Here is a 23,839-nt window from a genome sequence, read left to right as displayed (position 1 = left end):
CCGGCCCGCCCGCCTACTCCACCACCTTCGCCCCGATTGCATCGCTCGACGCGGGCATCCGCAACGCATCGTCCCGCACGCGTCGCGCCTCACGCGCGATATACCGATCCTTCAACCGCAGGAACGGTTTCTCGACGAGGAAGTAACTGGCTGTCGCGGCCAGCAGCGCCCACACGATCCCAAGCGGAAACGCGTGCGCAACCGGCAGATCCGGGTTCGCAAACGGCTGCTGCCACAGATACAGGCTGAACGAGATCGTGCCGATGAACACGACCGGCCGCGCGCGCAGCCAGCGCGCACACCAGAACTCGTCGCGGAAATTCAGCACGACGATCACGATCGCGATCAGCGCGGCTTCGAGCGTCACGCCGTACGTCGCATTCCAGAAGCCGCCGAGCCGGTGTTCGGCGAGCGGCATGCCGAGCAGCACGACGAAGACGATCGCCGTCACGATGCGCGCCTCGCCCCTCCACGAGCCGATCCACGCTTCGAGCCGTTCGCGGTTGAGCGATGCATAGCATCCGATCAGGATCGGATCGACACCGGTGTGGAGCATCATCCCGAGCTGCCCGCGCAGCGCCGGCGCAACGAAATACGTGACGGCGCGCACCAGCGGCACGACCAGGATCAGCGCGGCCAGCCAGCGCGTGCCGGCGCGCCGCATGCCGAACACGAACAGCAACGGCCAGAACCAGTAGAACTGTTCCTCGAGCGCGAGCGACCAGAAATGGCCGAGGTACCACGCACCGTCCGGATGCAGCGTGTTGTCGGCGGTCAGCCCGAACCAGGCCGAGTAATTCCACAGGTGCAGCGCGGCATACAGCCACTGCCGGCGATCGACGTCGAACCAGCCGGCGAACGCGACGATCGCAACGGCCGCGAGATAGACATAGCAGGCCGGCCAGATCCGCAGCGCGCGGCGCACGTAGAACGACGTCAGCGCGATGCCGCCGGTTCGCGCGAATTCGGCGCGCAGCACATTGGTGATCAGGAAGCCGCTCAGGACGAAGAAGATCAGCACGCCGAGCCGGCCGTCGGCGACCAGCCGCAACGGCGCGTACCAGCCCGTGTAGCCGCCCGGCAGCACATGTTCGGCGTGTCCGACCACCACCATCGCGACCGCGACGGCGCGCAACCCGGTCAACTGCGTGACGCGTTGGTTCATCGGCTGGTTCCCGTTGGCACGGTAAAGGAGCAGGAGATGGCCGGCGCGCCGACTGGCACGCCGATATGCCGCCGGGATTTTGTATGAAAAATATCGGAATGAAATTGCTTCAAAAATCCCCGAGCTGACAGTGGCGGTCGCGCACGCCACAGCGAGCAAACGTCGAGCGCGGCGAATGGGCATAATGACAAGCCTTGTCCGGCGGCGGCCGGTCCGATGCCCACGCAACGATTTTTGCGGCGCAGCAACACCCGACGTACCGTACCCGCCCGCACACCGGCCCGCGCCTCGTCCGCCTCTCCTGTCGACCTTCACCCGGAGCCTGTCTGTGTACCCACCGATCGAACCCTACGCCCACGGCCACCTCGACACCGGCGACGGCCATCGCATCTACTGGGAGCGCTGCGGCAACCCGGCCGGCAAGCCCGCCGTGTTCCTGCACGGCGGCCCCGGCGCAGGCTGCAGCCCCGACCATCGCCGCCTGTTCGATCCCGAGCGCTACGACATCCTGCTGTTCGACCAGCGCGGCTGCGGGCGCTCGACGCCGCATGCGAGCCTCGAGAACAACACGACCTGGCATCTGGTCGCCGATATCGAACGCCTGCGCGAGATGGTCGGCGCCGAGCAATGGCTCGTATTCGGCGGATCGTGGGGCAGCGCGCTGTCGATTGCCTACGCGGAGACGCACCCCGAGCGCGTGAGCGCGTTGATCGTACGCGGCATCTTCACGATGCGCCGCGCGGAACTGCTGTGGTACTACCAGGAAGGCGCGTCGTGGCTGTTCCCCGACCTGTGGGAAGACTTCGTCGCGCCGATTCCGGAAGCCGAGCGCGGCGACCTGATGGCCGCCTACCATCGCCGGCTGACCGGCAATGACGAAGCCGCGAAGCTCGAAGCCGCGCGTGCATGGAGCATCTGGGAAGGCCGCACGATCACGCTGCTGCCCGATCCCGCGCTCGCCGCGCATTTCGCCGACGGCCACTACGCGCTCGCGTTCGCGCGGATCGAAAACCACTACTTCGTGAACAAGGGTTTCGTCGAGGAAGGCCAGTTGCTGCGCGACGCCCATCGCCTCGCCGGCATTCCGGGTGTGATCGTGCAAGGCCGCTATGACATCGCGACGCCCGCACGCACGGCGTGGGAACTGTCGAAGGCGTGGCCGGATGCGACGTTCGAGATCGCGCCGGGCGCCGGGCACGCTTACAACGAGCCGGGGATCCTGGAAGCGTTGATCGCGGCAACGGACCGGTTCGCTGCGTAGCCCACGCAGTGCAACGCAACGCGGCGCGTGCTGCCCGCACGCACACGCGCCGCCCGATCAAAGCACGGTTTCGACGATCGTCCTGCCGCTGATCGCCTGCTCGACGAGCTGCTCGTCACCGACCTTGCGGATCGCGTCGTCGAGCAGCCCTTCCGGCTCTTCGGTCGCGACCTTCAGCAAGCCCGACAGCCCGCGCGCGTCGAGCACCACCAGCGTCTCCATCGAATCCGCGCGGCTGACGAGCACGCGGCGCAGCGCCGGCCCCGCGCCGAAGCTCGCGCAAAGCGCAATCGTCTCGCTGCCGAGCGTGTAGTCGAAGTGCTTGATCATGGTCTGCCGCCGTTGCAAAAATGGCGACGCGCGACGGCGCGGCGCCGTGACGTCGACGCACCCGCGCGTGCCGCCGGCGCGCCGGACAATTCCGGACCGTTCGCCGGCATCACCATGCTAGGCGTGCAGTATTAACGAAGACTTAAACGGGAAATCGCCCGCACGGGCGACACGCGTTACGGCACGTCGAGCGGCTCGACCGTCACGCCGACCTTCAGCTCCTGGTCCGCGCCGCCGCCGCGAATCACGCCGCGCAACGGCGTCACATCGGCATAGTCGCGGCCGATCGACAGCATCACGTAGTCGTCGCCCGGCGCGCGATCGTTGGTCGGATCGAGCTGCAGCCAGCCGTTGTCCTCGGGCCATGCCGGGTCGTACACCTCGACCCACGCATGCGACGCATCGGCGCCGATCAGCCGCGGCTGACCGGGCGGCGGCTGCGTGAGCAGGTAGCCGCTCACGTAACGCGCGGCCAGCCCGAGCGAGCGCAACGCGCCGATCATCACGTGCGCGAAATCCTGGCAGACGCCCTTGCGCAACTGCAGCGCATCGAGCGCCGACGTCGTGATGTCGGTGCTGTTCGGCGTATACGCGAAATCGGCGTGCACGCGTCGCATCAGGTCCCAGGCGGCCTGCACGAGCGGACGTTGCGGCGTGAAGCTCGCGGCCGCATACGCGGCGAGTTCGGGATCGCACGCGACGTGCGGCGACGCGAACACGAATTCGCTCGCTGCGTCGTACGGCTGCCCCGCGCGGAACCGCAAGCGGTCGCGCACGGCTTCCCATGCGGTCGCCCGTTTTGCATCGGGATTGGCGATCGCAGGCGGCGGCTCGCCGCGCGCGCCGAGCGACCACACGGGCGGCGTCACGCGCACCGTGCTGCGGCTGCGCACGAGCAGCGCGTCGTGCGGCTGGTTCAGCGCGAATGACGCGCGCGCATTGCCGAATGCGTCGATCTCCGTACCGACCGATTCCGGTGCGGGCTCGATGTCGAGCGAGAACGACAGCACTTGCTGGCGCGGCGTCACGAGCGGTTGCAGGCGCGCCTGGTGCTGCGCGGATTCGACACGCGCCGCATACCGGTATTCGGTATCGTGCGTGACGCGCAGCAACCGGCCCGGTGCACCGGCCGCTGGTGCGGCCGGTGCGCTTGGTGTCGCTGCCGGTCGTGCATTGCCCGCGCCAGACGGCGCCTTTACCGCGCCTTTCGTCGTCACCATAGCGTCCTGCCCGCCTCGCGCACGTGGCTGAAATAGCGTTCGCCGATCCGGTTCGACAGCTCCCAGACCGCCTTCACCGTCGTGTCGAGCGCGGCGAGCAGCTTGTCGTGCCGGCCGCCCTCAGCGGTTTCGCAAAGCTCGTGCAGCGACCACGCGGGCACGTCCGGAATCGTCTCGGCCAGCTCGGACAGCGCATAACCTTCGCTGCGCTCGACTTTCGTCAACCGGCCGCGCAGCGCCTGCACGACCCAGCCGAGCGAGCGCGGGTTGTCGGTATCGAGCAGGACGAGCGACAGCAGCGGCGCGACATCGAAGCCGCGCTGGAACCGCGAGCGGAACGTGATCGTGCTGTCGAACAGCTCCAGCACGAGTTCGAAACCGTCCTGCCGATGCACCGCGCCTTCGTCGAACGCGAACTTCAGCACGCTGCAGAGGAAGTCCAGCCGGTCGATCTGCCGGCCGATCGAGAGCAATCGCCAGCCGTCGTCGCGCGTCATGTTGTCGGTCTGCGCGCCGGTGATCGCGCCGAGCAGCAGGCCGAGACGCTCCAGCAGCAGCAGCGCTTCGTTGCCGATCTGCTCTTCGGCCTCGGGCAGACCGGCACTGTCCGCGAACAGTTGTGTCGCGTCGTCGATCAGTCGCCATTGATCGCTCGACAGCCTTTCGCGGATCGCGGCGGCCGCGCCGCGCATCCCGAACAGGCACGACGCGATGCCCGACGTGCGATCGGCACCGCGCGTCAGCGAGGTCGCGAGCGCATGCTGGAACGCGCGCGGCGCTTCGACGGCATTCGGCGCGTCGGCCGCGATCAGGCCCGTATCGCGGCACAGCGTGTCGATCAGCTCCAGATGCGCGGGGCTGTCGACGTCGTCTTCGCCGCGCAGCCTTTCGAGCGCGGCGCGCGCCAGTCGCATCAGGTTGGTCGCCCGCTCGGTGTAACGGCCGAGCCAGAACAGGTTCTCGGCCGCACGGCTCGCGATCGCGCGCGGCCGTTCGACGAGGTCGTCGGGGCCGAGGTGCGTCTGCAGCAGCGTCGTCGAGTCGACGATGCCTTCGGTCATCACCCACGTATCGACGGTGCTGCCGCCGCGCGGCATCGGCGCATTGAACAGCGTGTCGCGCGTGCCGACCCGCGACAGCCCGCCCGGCAGGAGCCGCCAGCGCTGCGCGCCGTCGGCGAGCGCGAAGACGCGCATCAGCAGCGGCTTCGGCACGATGCGTGCGCTGCCGTTGCCGTCGGGCGCGTCGGGCCGCGGCCAGGTCGGCGCCTGCGACAGCGGCAGGTCGGCCTGCACCGTGTAGTGTTCGGGCTGCGCGAGGATTCGTGCGCGCCATTCGGCCAGCTGCGCCTGCGTGAGCCGCGCGCCGATCACCGGCTCGAACGCGCCGCCAGCCTGTACGTCGGGTGGATAGGACGCCTTGACGATACCGCGCGCGAGATGCGGCAGCGCGTCGGCGCAGGCAGCCTCCTCGCCGCACCACCACGAATGCACGGCCGGCAGCGTGAGCGTTTCGCCGAGCAGCCCTTCGGCGAGGCGCGGCATGAAGCCGAGCATCGCCGGCGATTCGAGGAAGCCCGAGCCCGGCGCGTTCGCGAGCAGCACGTTGCCCGCGCGTACGGCCTGCAACAGCCCCGGCACGCCGAGCATCGAATCGGGCCGCAGTTCGAGCGGATCGAGCCACGCGTCGTCGACGCGGCGCAGGATGCCGTGCACCGGCTCAAGCCCGCGCAGCGTCTTCAGGAATACGCGGTTGTCGCGGGCGGTCAGATCGCCGCCTTCGACGAGCGTGAGGCCGAGGTAGCGCGCAAGATACGCGTGCTCGAAATACGTCGCGCTGTGCGGCCCCGGTGTCAGCAGCACGATCCGTGAATTCTTGCGGGCCGGGCTGAGCGACTGCATGCTCTGCAGCAGTGCGCGGTACGCGGACGCGAGCCGCTGCACGCGCAGCCCGCGAAACCCGCGCGGAAAGAGCCGCGACACGATCAAGCGGTTTTCGAGCAGGTAGCCGAGCCCGGCCGCGCCTTGCGTGTGCTGCGCGACGATCCGCCACTGCCCGTCGGGGCCGCGCGCGAGATCGAACGCGACGACATGCAGCCATGTGTCGCCCGGCACGTGTGCGCCGCGCATCGCGCGCAGATAGCCGGGATGGCCGGTGACGAGCGCGGGCGGCAGCAACCCGCGCTGCAGGATCGTCTGGGGGCCGTACAGGTCGGCCATCGTTGCATTGAGCAACCGCACGCGCTGCAGCACGCCGCGTTCGATCGCGACCCAGTCCTCCGGCGTGACGATCAGTGGCAGCAGGTCGAGCGACCACGGGCCGGCCGCGCCGTCGCCGGCGCGCTGCTCGTGCAGTTGGTAGAACAGGCCGTTCTCGCGCATGCGCCGGTGCAGCGCGTCGGCGCGGCGATCGAGGTCGGCCACACCGTCGCTGCCGATCGATGTGAAGAAACTGCGCCACGCGGGCGCGAGCGCAGGCGCATTCAGGCCGGCCGCGCTGCCGCGCAGTTCGTCGTAACGGCCGGCGGCCGCCGGCGCCGCGAGCGCGGCGGCCAGTTCGGCGGCATCCGGCTGCGCGCCGGAATCGAAAAGCGTGGGCATCGCGTCGGGGGCGGCGAGATGATCGGTGTCAATGGGCGGCACGATGTCGTTCCGTCTTCAGGGCGCAACCGCGCGTGCGCACCGCCGCGCCAGCGGCAAGCTGCTGCGGCGCGCGGCCGCAATCTGCCCGCATCCTAGCATTCCGGCGGGCCCGCCGGGAGGTCGCGAGCCGCGTATCGTGATCCGCCCCGTCATCGATGGATCACGGCCGCCGCAAGTCGAGCGTGAACGGGAATTCGCGGCTCGGCGCGGCAGCCGCGACATCCATCCGCCCAGGCGTATGCCCCATCTCGACGAAGCGTGCGAGCCGGCGGCTCTCGGCTTCGTATGCATTGACAGGGAACGTCGCGTAGTTTCGGCCGCCCGGATGCGCGACGTGATAGCGGCAGCCGCCGAGCGAGCGCTGCAGCCACGTATCGACGATGTCGAACGTGAGCGGTGCATGCACGCCGATGGTCGGATGCAGCGCGGACGGCGGCGACCACGCCTTGTAGCGCACGCCCGCGACGTACTCGCCGACGGTGCCGGTCGGCTGCAGCGGCAACGCGCGGCCGTTGACGGTCACGACATGCCGGTTGTCGTTCAGCCCCGTCACGCGCACTTCGAGCCGTTCGACCGACGAATCGACGTAACGCACCGTGCCGCCGGGCGCCCCCTCCTCGCCCATCACGTGCCACGGCTCCAGCGCGCCGCGCAGCGACAGCTGCATGCCGTTCACCGCGATCTGGCCGAACAGCGGGAAGCGGAATTCGAAGTGCGGCGCGAACCACGCCGGATCGAACGCGAAACCGGCATCGCGCAATTCGGCCAGCACATCGTCGAAATCCATCTGAAGAAACTCAGGCAGCATGAAGCGGTCGTGCAGCGCGGTGCCCCAGCGAGTGAGCGGCGTCGTGTACGGCGCGGCCCAGAAACGCGCGACCAGCGCGCGCAGCAGCAGTTGCTGCACGATGCTCATCCGCGCATGCGGCGGCATCTCGAACGCGCGCAGTTCGAGCAGGCCGAGCCGGCCGGTCGACGAATCGGGCGAATACAGCTTGTCGATGCAGAACTCGCTGCGGTGCGTGTTGCCCGTCACGTCGATCAGCAGGTTGCGCAGCACGCGGTCGACGAGCCACGGCGGCATGTCCTGCCCGAACAACAGCTTGTTGCGCTGGATCTCGGCGAACGCGATATCGAGTTCGTAGAGCTGATCGTTGCGCGCCTCGTCGACGCGCGGCGCCTGGCTCGTCGGCCCGATGAACAACCCGGAGAACAGGTAGGACAGCGACGGATGGTTGTGCCAGTACGCGATCAGGCTCGCGAGCAGGTCCGGGCGCCGCAGGAACGGGCTGTCGGCCGGCGTCGCGCCGCCGAGCACGAAGTGGTTACCGCCGCCCGTGCCGACGTGGCGGCCGTCGACCATGAACTTCTCGCTGCACATCCGCGACTGCCATGCGGCGTCGTACAGAAATTCGGTGTGGTCGACGAGCTCGTCGAAGCTCGCGGCCGGATGGATGTTCACTTCGATCACGCCGGGATCGGGCGTCACTTGCAGCATCTTCAGCCGCGCGTCGCGTGGCGGCGGATAGCCTTCGAGCACGAGCTTTACACCAAGTGCGTACGCGGTCAGCTCGATCGCGCCGAGCAGTTCGAGATAATCCTCGAGCGCGGCGAGCGGCGGCATGAACAGGTAAAGGATGCCTTTGCGCACTTCGACACACAGCGCGGTGCGCGTGATCCATGCGGCCGATTCGAAGCGCTCGGGCCGGCGCTGCGGATCGAGCGCCGCGGCGCGTCCGTCGGCGGCCGTGCCGTCGTTGCGCCACTGCATGACCGTCTGCGCGGACGCCTCGCGATGCACGCCGGACAGGTAGCGCGGCGCATCGGCCGGGCCCGCGTAGCGCGCGCGGATCGCGGCGGCTTCCGGCAGCGCGGCGCGCGGCGCGAACGGATCGCGCTCGACGAGATACGGATGGTCGGCGCGGCTGGCCCACGGCAGCGAATCGAGCGGCAGCCGATAACCCATCGGCGAATCGCCCGGCACGAGGTACATCCGCTCGTCGCGGAAGAACCACGGGCCCGTCTGCCAGCGCGGCCCGTCGAGGCCCGACCGATCGTGACCCGGCTGATCGTCCACGCGCTTGACCGGCAGCACGTAGCCGACGACGCTGTCGAGCTGCTGATCGAACACCTTGCGCAACCGCGCGCGCTCGAGCTCGTCGTCGAGTCGCGAGTCGAACGGATCGACGTTGACGGGCAGCCGGCGCTCGCGCCACAGGTAGTACCAGACGTCCTCATAGCCGGGCCGGATGAATTCGCCGGTCAGGTTCAGCCGCGCGGCGAGCGCATCGATGAAGCGCTTCGCGTCGTCGGTCGTATACGCGGACGGCTCGCGCTCGTCGGCGAACAGCGACGGATCGTGCCACACGGGCTGGCCGTCCGCGCGCCAGAAAATCGACAGCGCCCAGCGCGGCAATTGCTCGCCCGGATACCACTTGCCCTGCCCGAAGTGCAGGAAGCCGCCGTCGCCATATTCGGCGCGCAGCCGCTGCACGAGTTCGGTCGCATAACCGCGCTTGGTCGGGCCGAGCGCGTCGGTGTTCCATTCGGCGCCGTCGCGATCGTCGATCGACACGAAAGTCGGCTCGCCGCCCTGCGTGAGCCGCACGTCGCCGGCCGCCAGCGCGCCATCGACCTGCGTACCGAGCGTCAGCACGGCGTCCCATTGCGATTCCGTATACGGTTTCGTCACGCGTGGCGATTCGTACACGCGCGTCACGGTCATCTCGTGCTCGAACGACACCTCGCACTCGTCGATCAGCCCTTCGACCGGCGCGGCGCTCGTCGGCTGCGGCGTGCACGCGAGCGGGATATGCCCTTCGCCCGCGAGCAGGCCCGATGTCGGGTCGAAGCCGATCCACCCGGCGCCCGGCAGGTAGACCTCGCACCACGCGTGCAGGTCGGTGAAGTCGACCGACGTGCCGCTCGGGCCGTCGAGCGATTTCACGTCGGGTGTGAGCTGGATCAGGTAGCCCGATACGAAACGCGCGGCGATGCCGAGATGACGGCACAGCTGCACGAGCAGCCAGGCGCTGTCGCGGCACGAGCCGGACGCGAGCTCGAGCGTCTGCTCGGGCGTCTGCACGCCGGGCTCCATCCGCACGAGATAGCCGATGTCGCGCTGAAGCTGCTGGTTCAGCGCGACGAGGAAATTCACGGTGCCGGCTGGCGTGAGATCGACGCCGTCGAGATACGTACGGAACAGCGGCGAAGCGCTCGTCTTCGGATCGCACACGAGGTACGGCGCAAGCTCGGTCTTCAGTGCGTCGTCATAGCTGAACGGGTATTGTTCGGCGCTCGCTTCGAGGAAGAAGTCGAACGGGTTGTACACCGACATCTCGGCGACGAGATCGATCGTGATCTCGAAATGCTCGGTGCGCTCCGGAAACACGAGCCGCGCGAGATAGTTCGAGAATGGGTCCTGCTGCCAGTTGATGAAGTGCTGCGCGGGCTCGACCGTCATCGAATACGCGAGGATCGGCGTCCGGCAATGCGGCGCGGGACGCAGCCGCACGACCTGCGGGCCGAGGTTGACGAGCTGGTCGTAGCGATAGCGGGTGGTGTGATGCAGCGCGACGTGGATGGACATGGGAGCTCGATTCGGGTTGGGCCGGCCGCGCACGCCGCGTCGCACTCGACGCGGCGGCCCGGCATGGCGGATTCGGCGAAAGCGTGCGTCGGATCAGACGAGCTCGGGCGTCTGCACGACGCTGATCTCGACGCCGACGGCCGTCGCGCCGAGCCCCGTCACCGGCTGCGCGTCGCGATAATCGAGGCCGACCGCGATGCGCACGTAGCGCTCGTCCGGGCAGCGGTTCATGAACGGATCGAATCCGACCCAGCCGAGCCCTTCCACATAGGCCTCGGCCCACGCATGGCCGGCCGGCTGCTGCATCAGCGCGGCGGCCAGCGGCTGCGCGCCGAGCGCCGGTTGCGGCAGCCCCTGCGATTGGGCGGCGTGCGATGCGCCGAGCACCTGCTGCATGCCTTCGCCGCTCTGCAGCGCGAGCGCCTCCTCCTCTTCGACGTCGCCGGCGTTCTGCTTCGCATCGGCGATGCGCTGCATCGCGCTGTCGGCGAGCACGTAGCCCGAGATATAGCGCGCGGGAATCTTCAGGACGCGCGCGGCCGCGATGAACGCATGCGCATGGTCGCGGCTCGTGCCCTCGCCGCTTTGCAGCGCGGTCTCCGCGTCGACGGGCGCGTCGGCGGCCAGGTTCGGCGCATACGCGATGCGGCCGTGCACTTCCGTCATCAGCCAGTGCAATGCGTCGAGGCCGTGCGGATCGATGGGCAGCGCTTCCGTGAGCTTGCGCACGGTGTCGCCGGCCTTCGTGAGCGCGGTCTCGCGCTCGAAGATCCACGGCGGCGCATAGCCCTCAGGATTCCCCAGAATACCCGCGCGGTCCTGCGTCTCGACGACGCCGGCCGCGATGACGACGATCTCGGCCTTCGCGCCGCGGTCGTGACGCACGAGATCGATCCGGTTGCCGAGGCCGTCGTCGTACGACAGCGACGGCTCGACGCCGTCGATCGTGACCTGCCACGCGCGCACCGTCTGCCCGGGGCCCGACTGCGGGCGCAGCCGCAGCCGTTGCAGCGCATGGGTGGCTTGATCGTCGAACCGATAACGCGAGATGTGTCGAATGGCGAGTCGCATGGCAAGTCTCAGTCGAAGTTGTAAGCCTGGGCGATTTCGATCCCGAGGCTGTTGTTGCGGCCGATGAAGTCGGTCAGGAACTCGTGCAGGCCGCTCTTGAAGATCCGCTCGACCGAGGTATCGGACAGCATTTGCAGGATCTTCGTGGCCGTGTCGTGACACGGGTGTGTCACGCCGTAATCCTTCGCGAGCAGGTTCAGGCTCGACACGACGCGTCCGTAGCAATAACGCAGCGAACGCGGCATGCGGCCGTTCAGGATCAGGTAGTCGGCGATGTTCATCGGCTTGTACTGCACGTCGTACACCCAGCGGTACGAACGGTGCGCGGCGACGCAGCGCAGGATCGTCTCCCACTGGTAGTTGTCGAGGATCGTGCCGACGTGCGACACGGACGGCAGCAGCAGGTGGTACTTCACGTCGATGATCCGCGCGGTGTTGTCCGCGCGCTCGATGAATGCGCCGATCTGCGCGAAATCGAAGATCTCGTTGCGCAGCATCGTGCTGTAGAAGCTGCCGAGGATCAGCGCGGTTTCGCGCTTCACCTGGTCGAGCACGGCCGGCAGTTCGCTCTCCGGTACCGGCTCCGCAAGCGCGCGGCGCAGCGAGAGCCACGCGCCGTTCACGCTCTCCCACGCTTCGCGCGTCAGCGCCGTGCGCACCATGCGTGCGTTCGAGCGCGCGGCCTCGATGCACGACAGCACGCTCGACGGGTTGTCGCGATCGCGCAGCAGGTAGTCGGTCACGGTATCGGCCGCATACGCATCGTATTTCTGCCGGTAGCCGTCGTCCGTGCCCGAGCTGACGAGCACCGACGACCATTCGGCCGGCGCGTCGGACGTGCGCGTGAGCGCCATCCGCAGCCCGGCATCGACGATGCGCGCGATGTTCTCCGCGCGCTCGATATAGCGGTACATCCAGTAGAGACCGCTTGCAGTACGTCCCAGAAGCATCTCGTGTCCACTCCGTCTTCGTTCGGTTGGCGCGCCGGTTGCGGCGCGCGCGGTCGCGTCCGGCTCAGTCGGCCAGCACCCAGGTGTCCTTGGTGCCGCCGCCCTGGCTCGAGTTGACGACGAGCGATCCCTCCTTCAGCGCGACGCGCGTGAGCCCGCCCGGCGTGATGCGGATCCGGTCCGACACCAGCACGAACGGCCGCAGGTCGACGTGGCGCGGCGCGAGGCCGGCGTCGGTCAGGATCGGCGTCGTGGACAGCGCGAGCGTCGGTTGCGCGATGTAGTTCGCGGGGCGCGCGCGCAGCTTCGCGGAAAACGCCTCCAGCTCGGCCTTCGACGCGCACGGCCCGACCAGCATCCCGTAGCCACCCGAGCCGTGCACCTCCTTCACGACCAGTTCGTCGAGATGCTCGAGCACGTACTTCAGGCTGTCAGCCTCGCCGCAGCGCCAGGTCGGCACGTTCTCCAGCAGCGCCTTGCGCCCCGTGTAGAACTCGACGATCTCCGGCATGTACGAGTAGATCGCCTTGTCGTCGGCGATGCCCGTGCCGGGCGCATTCGCGATCGTGATGTTGCCCGCGCGGTACACGTCCATGATCCCCGCGACGCCGAGCACCGAATCGGGGCGGAACGTGAGCGGGTCGAGGAACGCGTCGTCGACGCGGCGGTACAGCACGTCGATCGGGCGGAACCCTTCGGTCGTGCGCATCGCGACGCGGCCGTCGATCACCTGCAGGTCGCTGCCCTCGACGAGGTGCACGCCCATCTGGTCGGCGAGGAACGAATGTTCGTAGTACGCGGAATTGTGGATGCCGGGCGTGAGCACGGCGATGGTCGGGTTGTCGGCATTGCCGCCCGGCGGGCACACGGCCGCGAGCGACTGGCGCAGCAACTGCGGATAGGTTTCGACCGGGCGCACCTTCACCTGCTGGAACAGCTCGGGGAAGAGCTGCATCATCGTCTCGCGGTTTTCCAGCATGTACGACACGCCGGACGGCGTACGCGCGTTGTCCTCCAGCACGTAGAACTCGTTCTCGCCGGTACGGACGATGTCGACGCCGATGATGTGCGTGTAAACGTTTCCGGGCGGCCGGAAGTCGATCATCTCCGGCACGAATGCTTCGTTGTGCGCGATCAGGTGCTTCGGCACGATGCCCGCGCGCACGATCTCCTGCCGGTGATAAATGTCGTCGAGGAAGGCGTTCAACGCCATCACGCGCTGCTCGATCCCGAGCGATAGCCGGCTCCATTCCGCGCCCGAGATGATGCGCGGGACGATATCGAACGGGATCAACCGCTCGGCGGCCTCTGCGTCGCCGTAAACGGCGAACGTGATGCCCGTCTTGCGGAACACACCTTCCGCGTCGTGGGCTTTCTGGGCGAGGCTCGCGGGATTTTGCGTGTCGAGCCACCGCTTCAGGCGCGCGTAGGGCGCCCTTACCATGTCGCCGGATTGCAGCATTTCATCGAATGGCTTCATCGATCTTTTCTCCATCGATCGTTTTCCCCGGCATTGCGCATGCCGGACCGGCGTAATCAATGCTGTGCAAGGAACGTGCCTTGTGCAATCTCCTCGATATCCCCCCGTTTTTGCGCCACGCCAGGCACGCCCGCGCGGCATTGCGCACCACAACGGTGCAGCGCCCGACGCGACGTGCGTCCGCGTGCGCCGCGAGTGCGCACGGTCGATGCTGCGCCGCGTCTTTCGAACATAGTTCCCCCGCGTGTCACGATTGTGCAATCTGCACTGCACAAAAAAAACGGCGCGACCGGGCACCGGGCCGCCGCAATGGAGGCGGGCCGGCACGCGCACGGCGCAACCGGCCCTGGGGGAAGTACCGTCTGCGGCACGCCGGCAGCTCGACGCTGTGAACTGTCCGGTTAGCCGGGTCCGGCACCTCAACGCTATGTAGCCGTAATCCCGCCGACAACGCCCATGCATATTTCGACTGACACCGATCGAAAAAAAACATCGGGCCGATCCACGCGAGGCGCGGTACGCTAGAAAATTGGTGCAGCACACGGTGCCGCCGCCCTCAGGCGCCCGACTATAAAAAGCGACGATCGAAATGGAAGCAAAGTGGCTGGAAGATTTCCTGAGCCTTGCGGATACCAAGAGCTTCTCCCGGGCAGCACGTAACAGGCACCTCACGCAGTCGGCATTCAGCAGACGAATTGCCGCGCTCGAAACCTGGATGGATGCGAAGCTGGTCGACCGGAGCATCAACCCGATCACGCTGACGCCGGCCGGCCAGATGTTCCGCGGGCTCGCCGCGGACATCCTGCGCAGCATGTATGCGGCGCGCAATCTCGTGAACGGCTACGACCAGTTCGCGGCCAGCGACCAGGTCGTGCGTTTCGCCGTCGCGCATACGCTCGTCTTCACGCTGTTTCCCGAATGGCTCAAGCAGCTCAACGGCGAGGTCGGCCACGTGACCGCGCGCGTGAACGCGGTGAACGTGCCGGAAGGCGTGCAGCAGCTCGTCGAAGGCGAATGCGACCTGCTGCTCGGCTATCACCATCCGCAACTGCCGATCGTGCTCGATCCGAATCACTTCCCGTTCGTCAGCCTCGGCGTCGAGCGGATCCTGCCCGTGTCGACACCCGATGCGCGTGGCAAGCCCGTGTTCCAGCTGCCGGGCACGCCCGACGCCCCGCTGCCGCTGCTCGCGTATTCGTCGGGCGCGTTCCTCGGCAACATCGTCGAGATGCTGCTGCTGAATGCGACCGAGCCGTATGTGCTGCAACGCTGCTTCGAGACGCACATGTCCGAGGCATTGAAAGGCATGGTCGTGGCCGGGCACGGGATCGGCTGGCTGCCGGAGAGCTGCGTCGCGAAGGAGCTCGCGGACGGCACACTCGTGTGCGCGGGCACCGGCGACTGGATCACCGAACTCGAAATCCGCCTGTATCGATCGGCACGCAAGCGCGGGCTCGCGGCCGAGCAGCTGTGGACCTACATCATGAACCGGCCGCGCACGGCGGTCGAAGGTGCGCTCGGCGCCGAGCAGGCCGCCGCGCCGGCGATGCGCACTGCGCGTCGAATCGCCGGCGGCAGCCGCTGACCCCTGCGTTCGCGCCGTGCGGGTTCACGGCGTGAACGCCCTTTCCCGAGGCAGCAATCGGCAATCCCGCCGCAGTCCGTGAAATCCCGGTGCCCGGCCCGAAATCGGCATCAGACGAAACGCAAACGTTTGCGTTTCAATATCGTATTTTTTACTGTTGCGCCATTAAGTCCGAATATTCAGCCTGATTTTCCAGACAGAAATACCCTGTTACAGAACAAATCAAAAGTTTCTATTTACCTGTAACAATCCAAAATAACCAAAACGTCGCACCCTCTTTTCACGATGCACGCCCTGTATCCGAACCCTCATTGACCCGCCTCGAACACAGTCGCAAAAATTCCTTTTATCAGTCGTTACTTTTCGGCATGAACGTCGATACCTCCGGCCTGATTCAATGTGTGCTCGATCATTGCTACCGACGAGCAATAATCATATTCGGCAATATCGACTTTCTTCAGCGTTAAGTTATTCATACGAATTCATCGTTATCCTATTTAAATAGGATATTTCACCCCGTCCCATTCCGGCCACATGCGGTTGTTGGTTTAAAAACCATCGTGTATCAATAGCGTGTCGCAAAAAGAACGCAGGCAAATCTGACTCGGAATAAATGCCTGTCATTGATTCCGGACGGGAGGTTGCAATGTCTTCCTCGTATCGACAGCATGCTCGCCCTATCCTCAGCGTCTTCATCTCCGCGCTCTGCATGAATGCGATGGCCCAGGCCCCCGCGTCCGGTCCCGGCGCGAACCGCTACGTGATTTCGTATATCTGCGGCGACGCACGGATCGACGGGACCGCACCGCTCCCACCGGACGGACGGCCCTACAACCTGGGCGTGTCGTTTGCGTCCGCCAGTACCGGGCAGCCGCTTGCCAACGTGCAGGTACGCCTGCGGCGACATGGCCGTGTGCTCGTCGAATTCAACGCATCGGGGTCGCGCTGCCTGTTCAGCGTGCCCGATGCCAGCTACCGGGTCGAAGGGACTTATCAAGGCGCCACGCAGTTCGCGATCGTCGAAACGGGCGCGCTCACCACGCAATTGCGATGGTGAACGCCGCCTGAATCGGCCCCGATCGCGTCATTCACCGCAGCGTATCGAATCGAGGAGCATTGAATGACTCGTGCAGAACGACCGGACGACTCACTCGCCCGCCCGCCGAAGCCCTCGTGGGGCCCTGGAAAGAACGCGGCACTCAGCTTCGTCGCGTTCGCCGCGATCTTCGGCATCTTCGCGTATGCCGAACGGGACACGGTGGTCGGCCACGCAAGCATGGCACACGACATCTCCCGCGTGATCACGACCGCCGTCGGGAAATACCGCAAGGCGATCGTCGCCGCGACATCCCGCGCAACCGGTGCTTCCGGCACGACGGTCGCGGCCGCACCCGCATCGACGTATGCACAACAGGTCACGCCGCCCGCGCCGATTCCGCAGCCGTCCGCTTCGACGGGACGCGAGGTGTCGACCGTGCCGCCCGTCACGGTCGCGGTGGAACCGGAAGCCGCCCAGCGAACTCCGTCAGGCACCGTTGCAAAACGCCGGCAACCGCCCCGTGCGGCGCCCGTGGCACTGGCAGCCAATACACATGCCGCGCCGGCCTCCGGTCGCGCCATCGCACGGCACGGCGCCGTGCATCATCCGTCGCGAATCGAAACGCTGGCGAGCACGAGAAAGCGTCTGGATGACGCGCCGAAGCCGCGTTCGTACGGCGCCGATGCGGCGCGCATGCAGACGGCAAGCGTCACGCACGCGGAACTGGAAGGCGCACGTGCGCTGGCGAAGGCCCGCTCGTGCGCGGTGATCGACGAATGGAACTGTGTGGAGCAAAACGCGAGCCGTGCGCTCGCGATCGACCCGAAGAACAGTGAATCGCGTGCGCTGCTCGGGCAAGCGATCCGCAATCGCCTGTGAACCGGCCGGATGCCGCCGGGCCTCGCCGCCCGGCGGGGCGGCGGCCGGTGAAGCGCGGCGTCGGGCGTGCAACCGATGTGATCGTTTCAGAGTGAGGACTCACCGTGGACAACAATCGGAAACAACCATGCACTGCCGTCACTCCGTCCAACCGGCGGATCCTCCTGCATGCGCCGTTGGTGTTGCTGCTCGTCGCGTCGGGCCCCTGCTTCTCCGCCGAAGGCGACGCGGAACCGCGTGGCGCGAGCGAAATCGCCGGATCCGCACCGGATGCACTTGCGCCCACCCGGCAAACGAGCGTGACGTCGATACAGATCGCCGAGGATTCGGGCACGCTGCCCCCCCATGCGCCGACACTGATCGCACAGGCATCGGATGCGTCGATGCAGATCGCGCAGGCACCGAAACCGGCCATGCCGACCACGGTCGTGGTGGACCCGGACGCGCCGCCGCCGAGTACAACATCGCCGAATACACCGACCCCGGTCGCGCAGGCGTCGCACGCGCCGATGCAGCTTGCACAGGCATTCGACGCCGCGCCCCCGAATCCGCCCGCATCGCACGCGCGCACGTCGAATGCCCCGATGCAGCTTGCGCAAGCATCCGGTACCGCGCAGCCGAATACGCCAGCACCGGTCGCGCACACGTCGGGCACGCCGCCGCCAGCCGCACCGCCCGCCACAACGACGCTGACCGCACAGGCAGCCGGCACCCCGATGCCGAACTCGCCCGCCCCCGTCACGCAGACACCCGGCTCGCAACCACCGTCGCCCCAGGCGCCGAATTCGCAGACGCCCGGCGCCCAGCTCCCCGGCGAACCGATCCGGCGATCGCAAGGACCCGACGTCGAAACGCCGAATCCGCAGGCGCCGAATCTCCGCACCGCCGATGTCGCGACCGTGCGCAACGACGTGTTCGGCCTCGCGGCGAGCGGCGGCGCGATCAAGGCGCTCGACGAAGCGAAAGCGCGGCCCGATGCATTCTCGGCGGTCGACATCGCGCAACTGGAAGAGCTGTCGATTCGCCAGCAAGTGCGCGGCGGACGCGACAAGTCGCGTTCAATGACGAGTTCGGACCGCTTCGACGGTCTCGACAGCGCGCTACGCGCGGCCGACGACCTCGACAAGCGGATGCCGGCCACGCCGGAGTACACGCCGGTCAGGACGGCGCTCGCGGGCGACCGCACGGTCGCCTACGCGGCACGCGGCGACATGAAGCTGGCCGTCGCGACGTTCGAGACGATTCCCTCCAACGCGGAAATCTCGATCGACGCGCTCGCGGCCGTCGGTGATGCCTACCTGTACCTGAGCGAACCGGTGAAGGCAAACGCCGTGTACCAGCGCGCGCTGCAGCAGGCCACCGCGTCGCCGACCGACCGTGCGACCCGCGGCTTCCAGTACGGCGCCCGCACGCGTCCGATCGAACTGCGCGAGGGGCTGTTCTGGTCATACGTCGACCAGGGGCGCGCGGCGGACGCGAAGCAGGTGCTCGACGAGATGGGCAAGTCGCTGCCGCCCGCCAAACAGGTGACGAGCGTCGGCCCGGAAGAAAGCGATTACCTGCGCTACTACCGGCTACGCGCGCAATACCTGATCTTCACAGGTCGTGTCGACGAAGGAATCGCCGCGCTCGAACAGCTCGAGCAACAGGTGCCGTTCAACGCGGAGATCCGTGCCGCCCACGCCGACGCGGTATCGGGCCAGTCGCATCCGCGCCAGGCCATCGCGATGTATCGCGCGTCGCTGACCGATCATCCGGACAGCGTCGAAATGCTCGCGGGCCTCGGCCGCGCGTCGCTCACGGCGGACGACTACGCGTCCGCGAAGACCGTCGACCAGACCCTCGACAACACGTTCCCGGACAGCGGCGCCGTGCGCGGCTTCAAGCGCGACTACAACGCGTACCGCAGCCCCATTTTCACGACCGACCTGAGCTTCGAGCACGGCAACAGCGCACTGGCGGACAACAGCTTCTCGTCCGACAGCTATGTGTATTCGCAACCGTTCGGCGACAACTGGCGGGTCTTCTCGCATACGTTCTTCGGTTACGCGCAAACCGACGGCGGCAACGTCAGCCGCACGCGCACGGGCGTCGGCGGCGACTACCGGCACGGCCCGCTCACCGTGCAGGGCGAGGTCACGCGCTCGTTCGGCACCGACGGCCGAACCGGCGGCCGCGGGTCGATCGCCTACGCGCTGAACGACTACTGGACAGTCAGCGCCGGGCTCGACACCAACGACAACTCGCTGCCGTGGAAGGCCTATGCCGCGCACGTCTGGGGACGCTCCGCGAACGTCGCGGTCGTCTATCGCCAGAACGATCGCCGCGAGGTCAAGCTGAGCTACGGCGTCAGCCGCTACAGCGATTCGAACCTGCACCAGGAAATCGCGGCGAGCGCCACGCAGCGCGTGTACACGTCCGCCAACCAGCTCGTCAACGTATCGCTGGATCTCGGCACCGACAGCAACACACGCCAGGACGCGCCCTACTTCAGCCCGGGTCGCGACTATGCGGCCGCGGCAACCGTGATGCACCAGCTGACGTTGTGGAAGAAGGGCGACATGTCGCTGCAGCAACGCGTGTCGGCGTCCGGCGGCGTGTACAACGAGCGCGGCTTCGGCACCAGCCCGCTGTGGAGCGTGCGCCTCGAACACGCGTGGACGTTCAAGCACGACATCACGCTGACCTACGGCGTCGAAGTCAGCAGTCACGCGTACGACGGCCAGCGCGAGCGCTCCGAAACCGGCTTCCTGTCGGTCAACCTGCCGTTCTAGCAAGGAGATCGCGCAATGCAAACCAGACGGACCTTCATGTGCGGATGCCTGGGCACGTTTGCCGCCTGTTCGTTGTTCCCGGGCGTGACGAACGCCAGGATGATCGACCTGCTGCCGCCGTCCGATCCGGCCGACGGCAAGACGTTCCGCGTGATCTGCATGCACGACGTGCGCGACAACCTGATGGCGTCGTTTTCGTCACCGTCCGCAATGGTCGATCCGTTCGCGGTCGATACCGGTACGCTGACCGCGATCTTCTCGTGGCTGCAAACCAACAACTACCACACCATCACCGTCAAGCAGATCGAGGAGTCGCGGCACGGCGGCAAGCCGCTGCCGCCGCGCGCGGTGCTGCTCACGTTCGACGACGGCTTTCGCAGTCACTACACGAAGGTGCTGCCGTTGCTCGAGCGCTTCAAGTATCCGGCCGTGATGGGCATCGTCACCGCGTGGATCGATACGCCGGCGGATACGCCAATCCGCATCAGCGACAAGGTCCAGGTACCGCGCGACTACTTCATGTCGTGGGACGAGGTGAAGCAGCTCGGTCAGTCGCACCTCGTCGAGCTCGGCTGCCACACCCACAACCTCCATCATGGCGCGATCGCGAATCCGCAAGGCAACGAGTTGCCGGCGACCACGTCGCACCTCTACCTGCAGGACCAGAAACGCTATGAAACCGACGCCGAATTCGCGGCGCGGGTGCACGACGACCTGCAGACATGCGTGCGGCAGATCCGCGAACACACCGGCATCGTCGCCCGCTCGATGGTGTGGCCATACGGCGCGGAAAACCAGCCCGTGCGCCAGATATCGACGTCGCTCGGCATGGATATCCAGTTCAGCCTCGACGCCGGCCCGAATACGCCGGAAGTGCCGCTGGACCGGCTGAGGCGGATCCTGATGATGTACGACGTCGATATCGGCGGGTTCGAGCGCTCGATGCGCGAGCCGGCGTCCAACCGTGGCGACGTCGACGTGCCGGAGCGCACCGTGCAGGTCGATCTCGACCAGGTCTACGATCCCGATCCCGCGCGGCAGGAAGCGAATCTCGGCAAGCTGATCGAGCGCATCTACCGGATGCAGCCGAAATCGGTCTATCTGCAGGCCTATGCGGACCCGAAGGGCACCGGCGTGGCCGAATCGGTGTATTTCCCTAACCGGCACCTGCCGATGCGCGCCGACCTGTTCTCGCGTGCCGCATGGCAGCTCAATACGCGCTCCAACGTGCAGGTGTACGCGTGGATGCCGGTGCTCGCGTTCCGGCCGCCGGCCGACAAGCAGCGCGGGCTCGAGGCCGTCAGCGCATATGGCGGCGCGCCGGCCCGCGAGAACGGCACGCGCATGTTCCGGCTGAGCCCGTTCGATCCCGATGCACGGCTGATGATCCAGCAAATCTACGAGGACCTCAGCAAGCACGCGTCGTTCAGCGGCATCCTGTTCAGCGACGACGCCGTGCTCGACGACTACGAGGATGCGGGCCGGCATGCGCTGAGCACCTATGCGCAGTGGGGGCTGCCGGCCGACGTCGGCAAGATCCGCGAGAACCCCGACCTGATGAAGCGCTGGACGCGCCAGAAGTCGCGCTACCTGATCGACCTGACCCGGCAGCTCGAGCAGATCGTGCTGGCCCACCAGAACGTCGGCGACGTGCTGACCGTGCGCAACATCTTCGCGCTGCCGGTGCTCAAGCCCGAGTCGGAAGCGTGGTACGCGCAGAACTACGACGATTTCCTCGCCGCCTACGACTACGTCGCACTGATGGCGATGCCGTACATGGAGCAGGCGAAGGACCCCGAAGGCTGGCTGGACCAGCTCGTGCGGGCCGTGCGCGCGAAACAGCGCGGGCTGCAGCGCACCGTGTTCGAACTGCAATCGTACGACTGGCACGCGCACAAGGACGTGCCGGCCAGCACGCTGCTCGCCCAGATGCGGCGGCTGCGCAGCGAAGGCGCCGTGAATTTCGGCTACTACCCGGACAACTTCCTGAACGGCCAGCCGGAGCTCGACGCGATGCGCGACGTGATGTCGCTGAAGTCGCGCCTCGATCCGACCTCGATCAACGCGCTGATGCAGATGCAACAATCGAAGGGGGTGAAGACGCCATGACCACCCACAGCCTCATCACGCGCCTGCAGGATTTCGTCTTCTACTACCCGTTCTTCATGTCGTATCTGTGGATGATCGGCGGTGTGGTGCACTACTTCCTGCTCGAAGAAGGTCGCGAGCTGTCGACACGGACGATCGCATCGAGCGGCATCCCGAAGATCTCGATCGTCGTGCCCTGCTTCAACGAAGCCGCGAACGCGCGCAGCGTGATCGGCCACCTGAACAGGATGCAGTATCCGAACTACGACATCATTGCGGTCAACGACGGCAGCCAGGATCGCACCGGTGAGATCCTCAACGAACTGGCCGTCGAGATCCCGCGGCTGCTCGTGATCCATCACGCGCGCAACGAAGGCAAGGCGGTCGGGCTCACCACCGCGGCAGCGGTATCCAACGCCGAGTATCTGCTTTGCATCGACGGCGATTCGCTGCTCGGGCACGACGCGATCGGCTGGATGCTCGAGCACTTCCTGACCGATCCGGGTGTCGGCGCCGTCACCGGCAACCCGCGCATCCGCACGCGCACGTCGCTGCTCGGCCGCATGCAGGTCGGCGAATTCTCGTCGATCGTCGGGCTGATCAAGCGCACGCAGCAGGTGTACGGCCGCATCTTCACGGTGTCGGGCGTCGTCACGATGTTCCGCAAGACCGCGCTCGCCGACGTCGGCTACTGGAGTTCGGACATGCTGACCGAGGACATCGACATCAGCTGGAAGCTGCAATGCCGCGACTGGCGCGTCGTGTACGAGCCGCACGCGCTGAGCTGGATCCTGATGCCCGAGACGCTGAAGGGGCTCTACCGGCAGCGGCTGCGCTGGTCGAAAGGCGGCATCCAGGTGCTGATGAAATATGCGGGCACGCTCGCGCGGCCGACGCAGCTGATGATGTGGCCGCTGTTCGTCGAGTACCTGATCGGCATCGCGTGGGCCTATTCGATGTCGTTCATTCTGCTGCTCGCACTGGTGGACGTCGTCTATCCGCTGCCGCCGAGCTGGCACGTATCGGTCGTGCCGCACTGGCACGGGATGTTGCTGGTTGCGACCTGCATCCTGCAGCTGATCATCGGCAGCATGATCGATCGTCAGTATGACGAAAAACTCCTGATGTATTTCCTGGACACCATCTGGTACCCCGTTGCTTTCTGGCTGATCAGCATGATCACCACCGTCGTCGCCCTGCCGGCCGTCGTGCTGCGGGGCCGCGGCAAGCGGGCCGTATGGGTCAGCCCCGACCGAGGCATTCACCATGAAGAACGCGCCGATTATTGACCTTTCCCTGCGCACCCCGCGCGAAATGATCGCCGAACGCGGCCGCATCGTCGGCTCCGTGCAGGTCGTCTGGTTCCGCCTCGTGCGGCCCGCGCTGGTCGGCGCCGTATGGGCATCGATCTGCATCTATACGTACCGCTACCTGCTGCCGTTCAATCAGGCCGAGATGCCGATCGAGCAGATGGTGTTCTACGCGACCTCGATCGCGACCATCGCGGGCACGATCGTCACGTGGCTGATCGCCGGGCGCGTCGTGCATCCGCTCGCCTTCCGGCTGCGCGTGTCGAAGATGCTGCGGCGCTCGGCCAGCGCGAAGGTCCGCTCGGTGCCAACCACCGCGCTGGCCGGCGCCCGCCGGCGCGGCGCGCAGCGCACGACGCGCATTCTCGTCGCGTCGCACGACGCGAACGGGTCGATTTCCGGTATCGAATGGGTAGCCCACGCGGGGCCGCAGCCCCGCGAGTAAGTCGGCGGAGA

The 23,839-nt window shown here is 66.9% G+C and carries 16 protein-coding genes; 8 read left to right on the top strand and 8 right to left on the bottom strand.

Going from position 1 to position 23,839, the window contains the following annotated elements; all coding sequences use genetic code 11:
* Positions 1-13: 13 nt before the first annotated feature.
* Positions 14-1,165: an acyltransferase gene (locus tag U5809_RS27250; protein ID WP_322088796.1), complete on the bottom strand. Its 1,152-nt coding sequence runs from the start codon at positions 1,163-1,165 to the stop codon at positions 14-16.
* Positions 1,166-1,493: 328 nt separating this feature from the next.
* Here U5809_RS27250 and pip point away from each other — a divergent pair, with 328 nt between their 5' ends.
* Positions 1,494-2,426 carry a prolyl aminopeptidase gene (gene pip, locus U5809_RS27245; protein WP_282510492.1) on the top strand — a complete coding sequence of 311 codons (933 nt, stop codon included), beginning with the start codon at positions 1,494-1,496 and terminating at the stop codon, positions 2,424-2,426.
* 57 nt (positions 2,427-2,483) lie between these two features.
* Here the strand turns inward: pip and U5809_RS27240 are convergent, their stop codons facing one another.
* The 7 genes from U5809_RS27240 to U5809_RS27210 form a co-directional block, all read right to left on the bottom strand.
* Positions 2,484-2,756, bottom strand: coding sequence for a hypothetical protein (locus U5809_RS27240; protein WP_322088795.1), 273 nt, complete (start codon positions 2,754-2,756; stop codon positions 2,484-2,486).
* Between the two features lie 176 nt (positions 2,757-2,932).
* Positions 2,933-3,976, bottom strand: a complete 1,044-nt coding sequence (locus U5809_RS27235; protein WP_322088794.1) for a transglutaminase family protein — start codon at positions 3,974-3,976, stop codon at positions 2,933-2,935.
* The gene (locus tag U5809_RS27230; protein WP_322088842.1) at positions 3,970-6,576 is read right to left on the bottom strand and encodes a circularly permuted type 2 ATP-grasp protein; all 2,607 of its coding nucleotides are present in this window, start codon (positions 6,574-6,576) and stop codon (positions 3,970-3,972) included. Before U5809_RS27230 ends, U5809_RS27235 begins: the two co-directional genes overlap by 7 nt.
* 202 nt (positions 6,577-6,778) lie before the next feature.
* Positions 6,779-10,207 (bottom strand): transglutaminase family protein, encoded by a 3,429-nt coding sequence (locus tag U5809_RS27225; protein ID WP_322088793.1) that lies wholly within the window; start codon positions 10,205-10,207, stop codon positions 6,779-6,781.
* 93 nt (positions 10,208-10,300) lie between these two features.
* Entirely contained in the window at positions 10,301-11,278 is a 978-nt protein-coding gene (locus tag U5809_RS27220; protein WP_322088792.1) for a transglutaminase family protein, read from the bottom strand.
* 8 nt (positions 11,279-11,286) lie between these two features.
* Positions 11,287-12,228 (bottom strand): alpha-E domain-containing protein, encoded by a 942-nt coding sequence (locus U5809_RS27215; RefSeq protein ID WP_322088791.1) that lies wholly within the window; start codon positions 12,226-12,228, stop codon positions 11,287-11,289.
* 64 nt (positions 12,229-12,292) lie between these two features.
* Positions 12,293-13,708, bottom strand: coding sequence for a circularly permuted type 2 ATP-grasp protein (locus U5809_RS27210; protein ID WP_176045111.1), 1,416 nt, complete (start codon positions 13,706-13,708; stop codon positions 12,293-12,295).
* A gap of 589 nt (positions 13,709-14,297) precedes the next feature.
* On the opposite strand from U5809_RS27210, the gene U5809_RS27205 reads away from it, so the two are divergent.
* The 7 genes from U5809_RS27205 to U5809_RS27175 all read left to right on the top strand — a co-directional run bounded on the left by U5809_RS27205 (position 14,298) and on the right by U5809_RS27175 (position 23,828).
* On the top strand, positions 14,298-15,293 hold the full coding sequence (locus tag U5809_RS27205) for a LysR substrate-binding domain-containing protein (protein WP_322088790.1): 996 nt from the start codon (positions 14,298-14,300) through the stop codon (positions 15,291-15,293).
* A 646-nt stretch (positions 15,294-15,939) separates the two neighbouring features.
* Complete coding sequence (locus U5809_RS27200) at positions 15,940-16,350, top strand: hypothetical protein (RefSeq protein WP_322088841.1); 411 nt, start codon at positions 15,940-15,942, stop codon at positions 16,348-16,350.
* Between the two features lie 63 nt (positions 16,351-16,413).
* Positions 16,414-17,211 (top strand): hypothetical protein, encoded by a 798-nt coding sequence (locus tag U5809_RS27195; protein ID WP_322088789.1) that lies wholly within the window; start codon positions 16,414-16,416, stop codon positions 17,209-17,211.
* Between the two features lie 104 nt (positions 17,212-17,315).
* Positions 17,316-19,985: a poly-beta-1,6 N-acetyl-D-glucosamine export porin PgaA gene (pgaA, locus tag U5809_RS27190; protein WP_322088788.1), complete on the top strand. Its 2,670-nt coding sequence runs from the start codon at positions 17,316-17,318 to the stop codon at positions 19,983-19,985.
* Positions 19,986-20,000: 15 nt separating this feature from the next.
* Positions 20,001-22,094: a poly-beta-1,6-N-acetyl-D-glucosamine N-deacetylase PgaB gene (gene pgaB / locus U5809_RS27185; RefSeq protein WP_322088787.1), complete on the top strand. Its 2,094-nt coding sequence runs from the start codon at positions 20,001-20,003 to the stop codon at positions 22,092-22,094.
* Positions 22,091-23,362: a poly-beta-1,6-N-acetyl-D-glucosamine synthase gene (pgaC, locus tag U5809_RS27180; RefSeq protein ID WP_322088786.1), complete on the top strand. Its 1,272-nt coding sequence runs from the start codon at positions 22,091-22,093 to the stop codon at positions 23,360-23,362. The genes pgaB and pgaC overlap by 4 nt, the downstream gene beginning before the upstream one ends.
* Entirely contained in the window at positions 23,340-23,828 is a 489-nt protein-coding gene (locus U5809_RS27175) for a Biofilm PGA synthesis auxiliary protein PgaD (protein WP_322088785.1), read from the top strand. The genes pgaC and U5809_RS27175 overlap by 23 nt, the downstream gene beginning before the upstream one ends.
* The last annotated feature ends 11 nt before the right edge of the window (positions 23,829-23,839 follow it).

The sequence above is a fragment of the Burkholderia sp. BCC1999 genome (genome assembly GCF_905339975.1).
GTDB lineage: Bacteria > Pseudomonadota > Gammaproteobacteria > Burkholderiales > Burkholderiaceae > Burkholderia.
This window is presented reverse-complemented; position numbering and strand designations above follow the sequence as displayed.

Bases quoted from the DNA above. Each gene is read 5' to 3' on its own strand.
- U5809_RS27250 (WP_322088796.1), bottom strand. From the start codon at position 1,165: ATGAACCAACGCGTCACGCAGTTGACCGGGTTGCGCGCCGTCGCGGTC.
- U5809_RS27240 (WP_322088795.1), bottom strand. From the start codon at position 2,756: ATGATCAAGCACTTCGACTACACGCTCGGCAGCGAGACGATTGCGCTT.
- U5809_RS27235 (WP_322088794.1), bottom strand. From the start codon at position 3,976: ATGGTGACGACGAAAGGCGCGGTAAAGGCGCCGTCTGGCGCGGGCAAT.
- U5809_RS27230 (WP_322088842.1), bottom strand. From the start codon at position 6,576: ATGCCCACGCTTTTCGATTCCGGCGCGCAGCCGGATGCCGCCGAACTG.
- U5809_RS27225 (WP_322088793.1), bottom strand. From the start codon at position 10,207: ATGTCCATCCACGTCGCGCTGCATCACACCACCCGCTATCGCTACGAC.
- U5809_RS27220 (WP_322088792.1), bottom strand. From the start codon at position 11,278: ATGCGACTCGCCATTCGACACATCTCGCGTTATCGGTTCGACGATCAA.
- U5809_RS27215 (WP_322088791.1), bottom strand. From the start codon at position 12,228: ATGCTTCTGGGACGTACTGCAAGCGGTCTCTACTGGATGTACCGCTAT.
- U5809_RS27210 (WP_176045111.1), bottom strand. From the start codon at position 13,708: ATGAAGCCATTCGATGAAATGCTGCAATCCGGCGACATGGTAAGGGCG.
- U5809_RS27205 (WP_322088790.1), top strand. From the start codon at position 14,298: ATGGAAGCAAAGTGGCTGGAAGATTTCCTGAGCCTTGCGGATACCAAG.
- U5809_RS27200 (WP_322088841.1), top strand. From the start codon at position 15,940: ATGTCTTCCTCGTATCGACAGCATGCTCGCCCTATCCTCAGCGTCTTC.
- U5809_RS27195 (WP_322088789.1), top strand. From the start codon at position 16,414: ATGACTCGTGCAGAACGACCGGACGACTCACTCGCCCGCCCGCCGAAG.
- pgaB (WP_322088787.1), top strand. From the start codon at position 20,001: ATGCAAACCAGACGGACCTTCATGTGCGGATGCCTGGGCACGTTTGCC.
- pgaC (WP_322088786.1), top strand. From the start codon at position 22,091: ATGACCACCCACAGCCTCATCACGCGCCTGCAGGATTTCGTCTTCTAC.
- U5809_RS27175 (WP_322088785.1), top strand. From the start codon at position 23,340: ATGAAGAACGCGCCGATTATTGACCTTTCCCTGCGCACCCCGCGCGAA.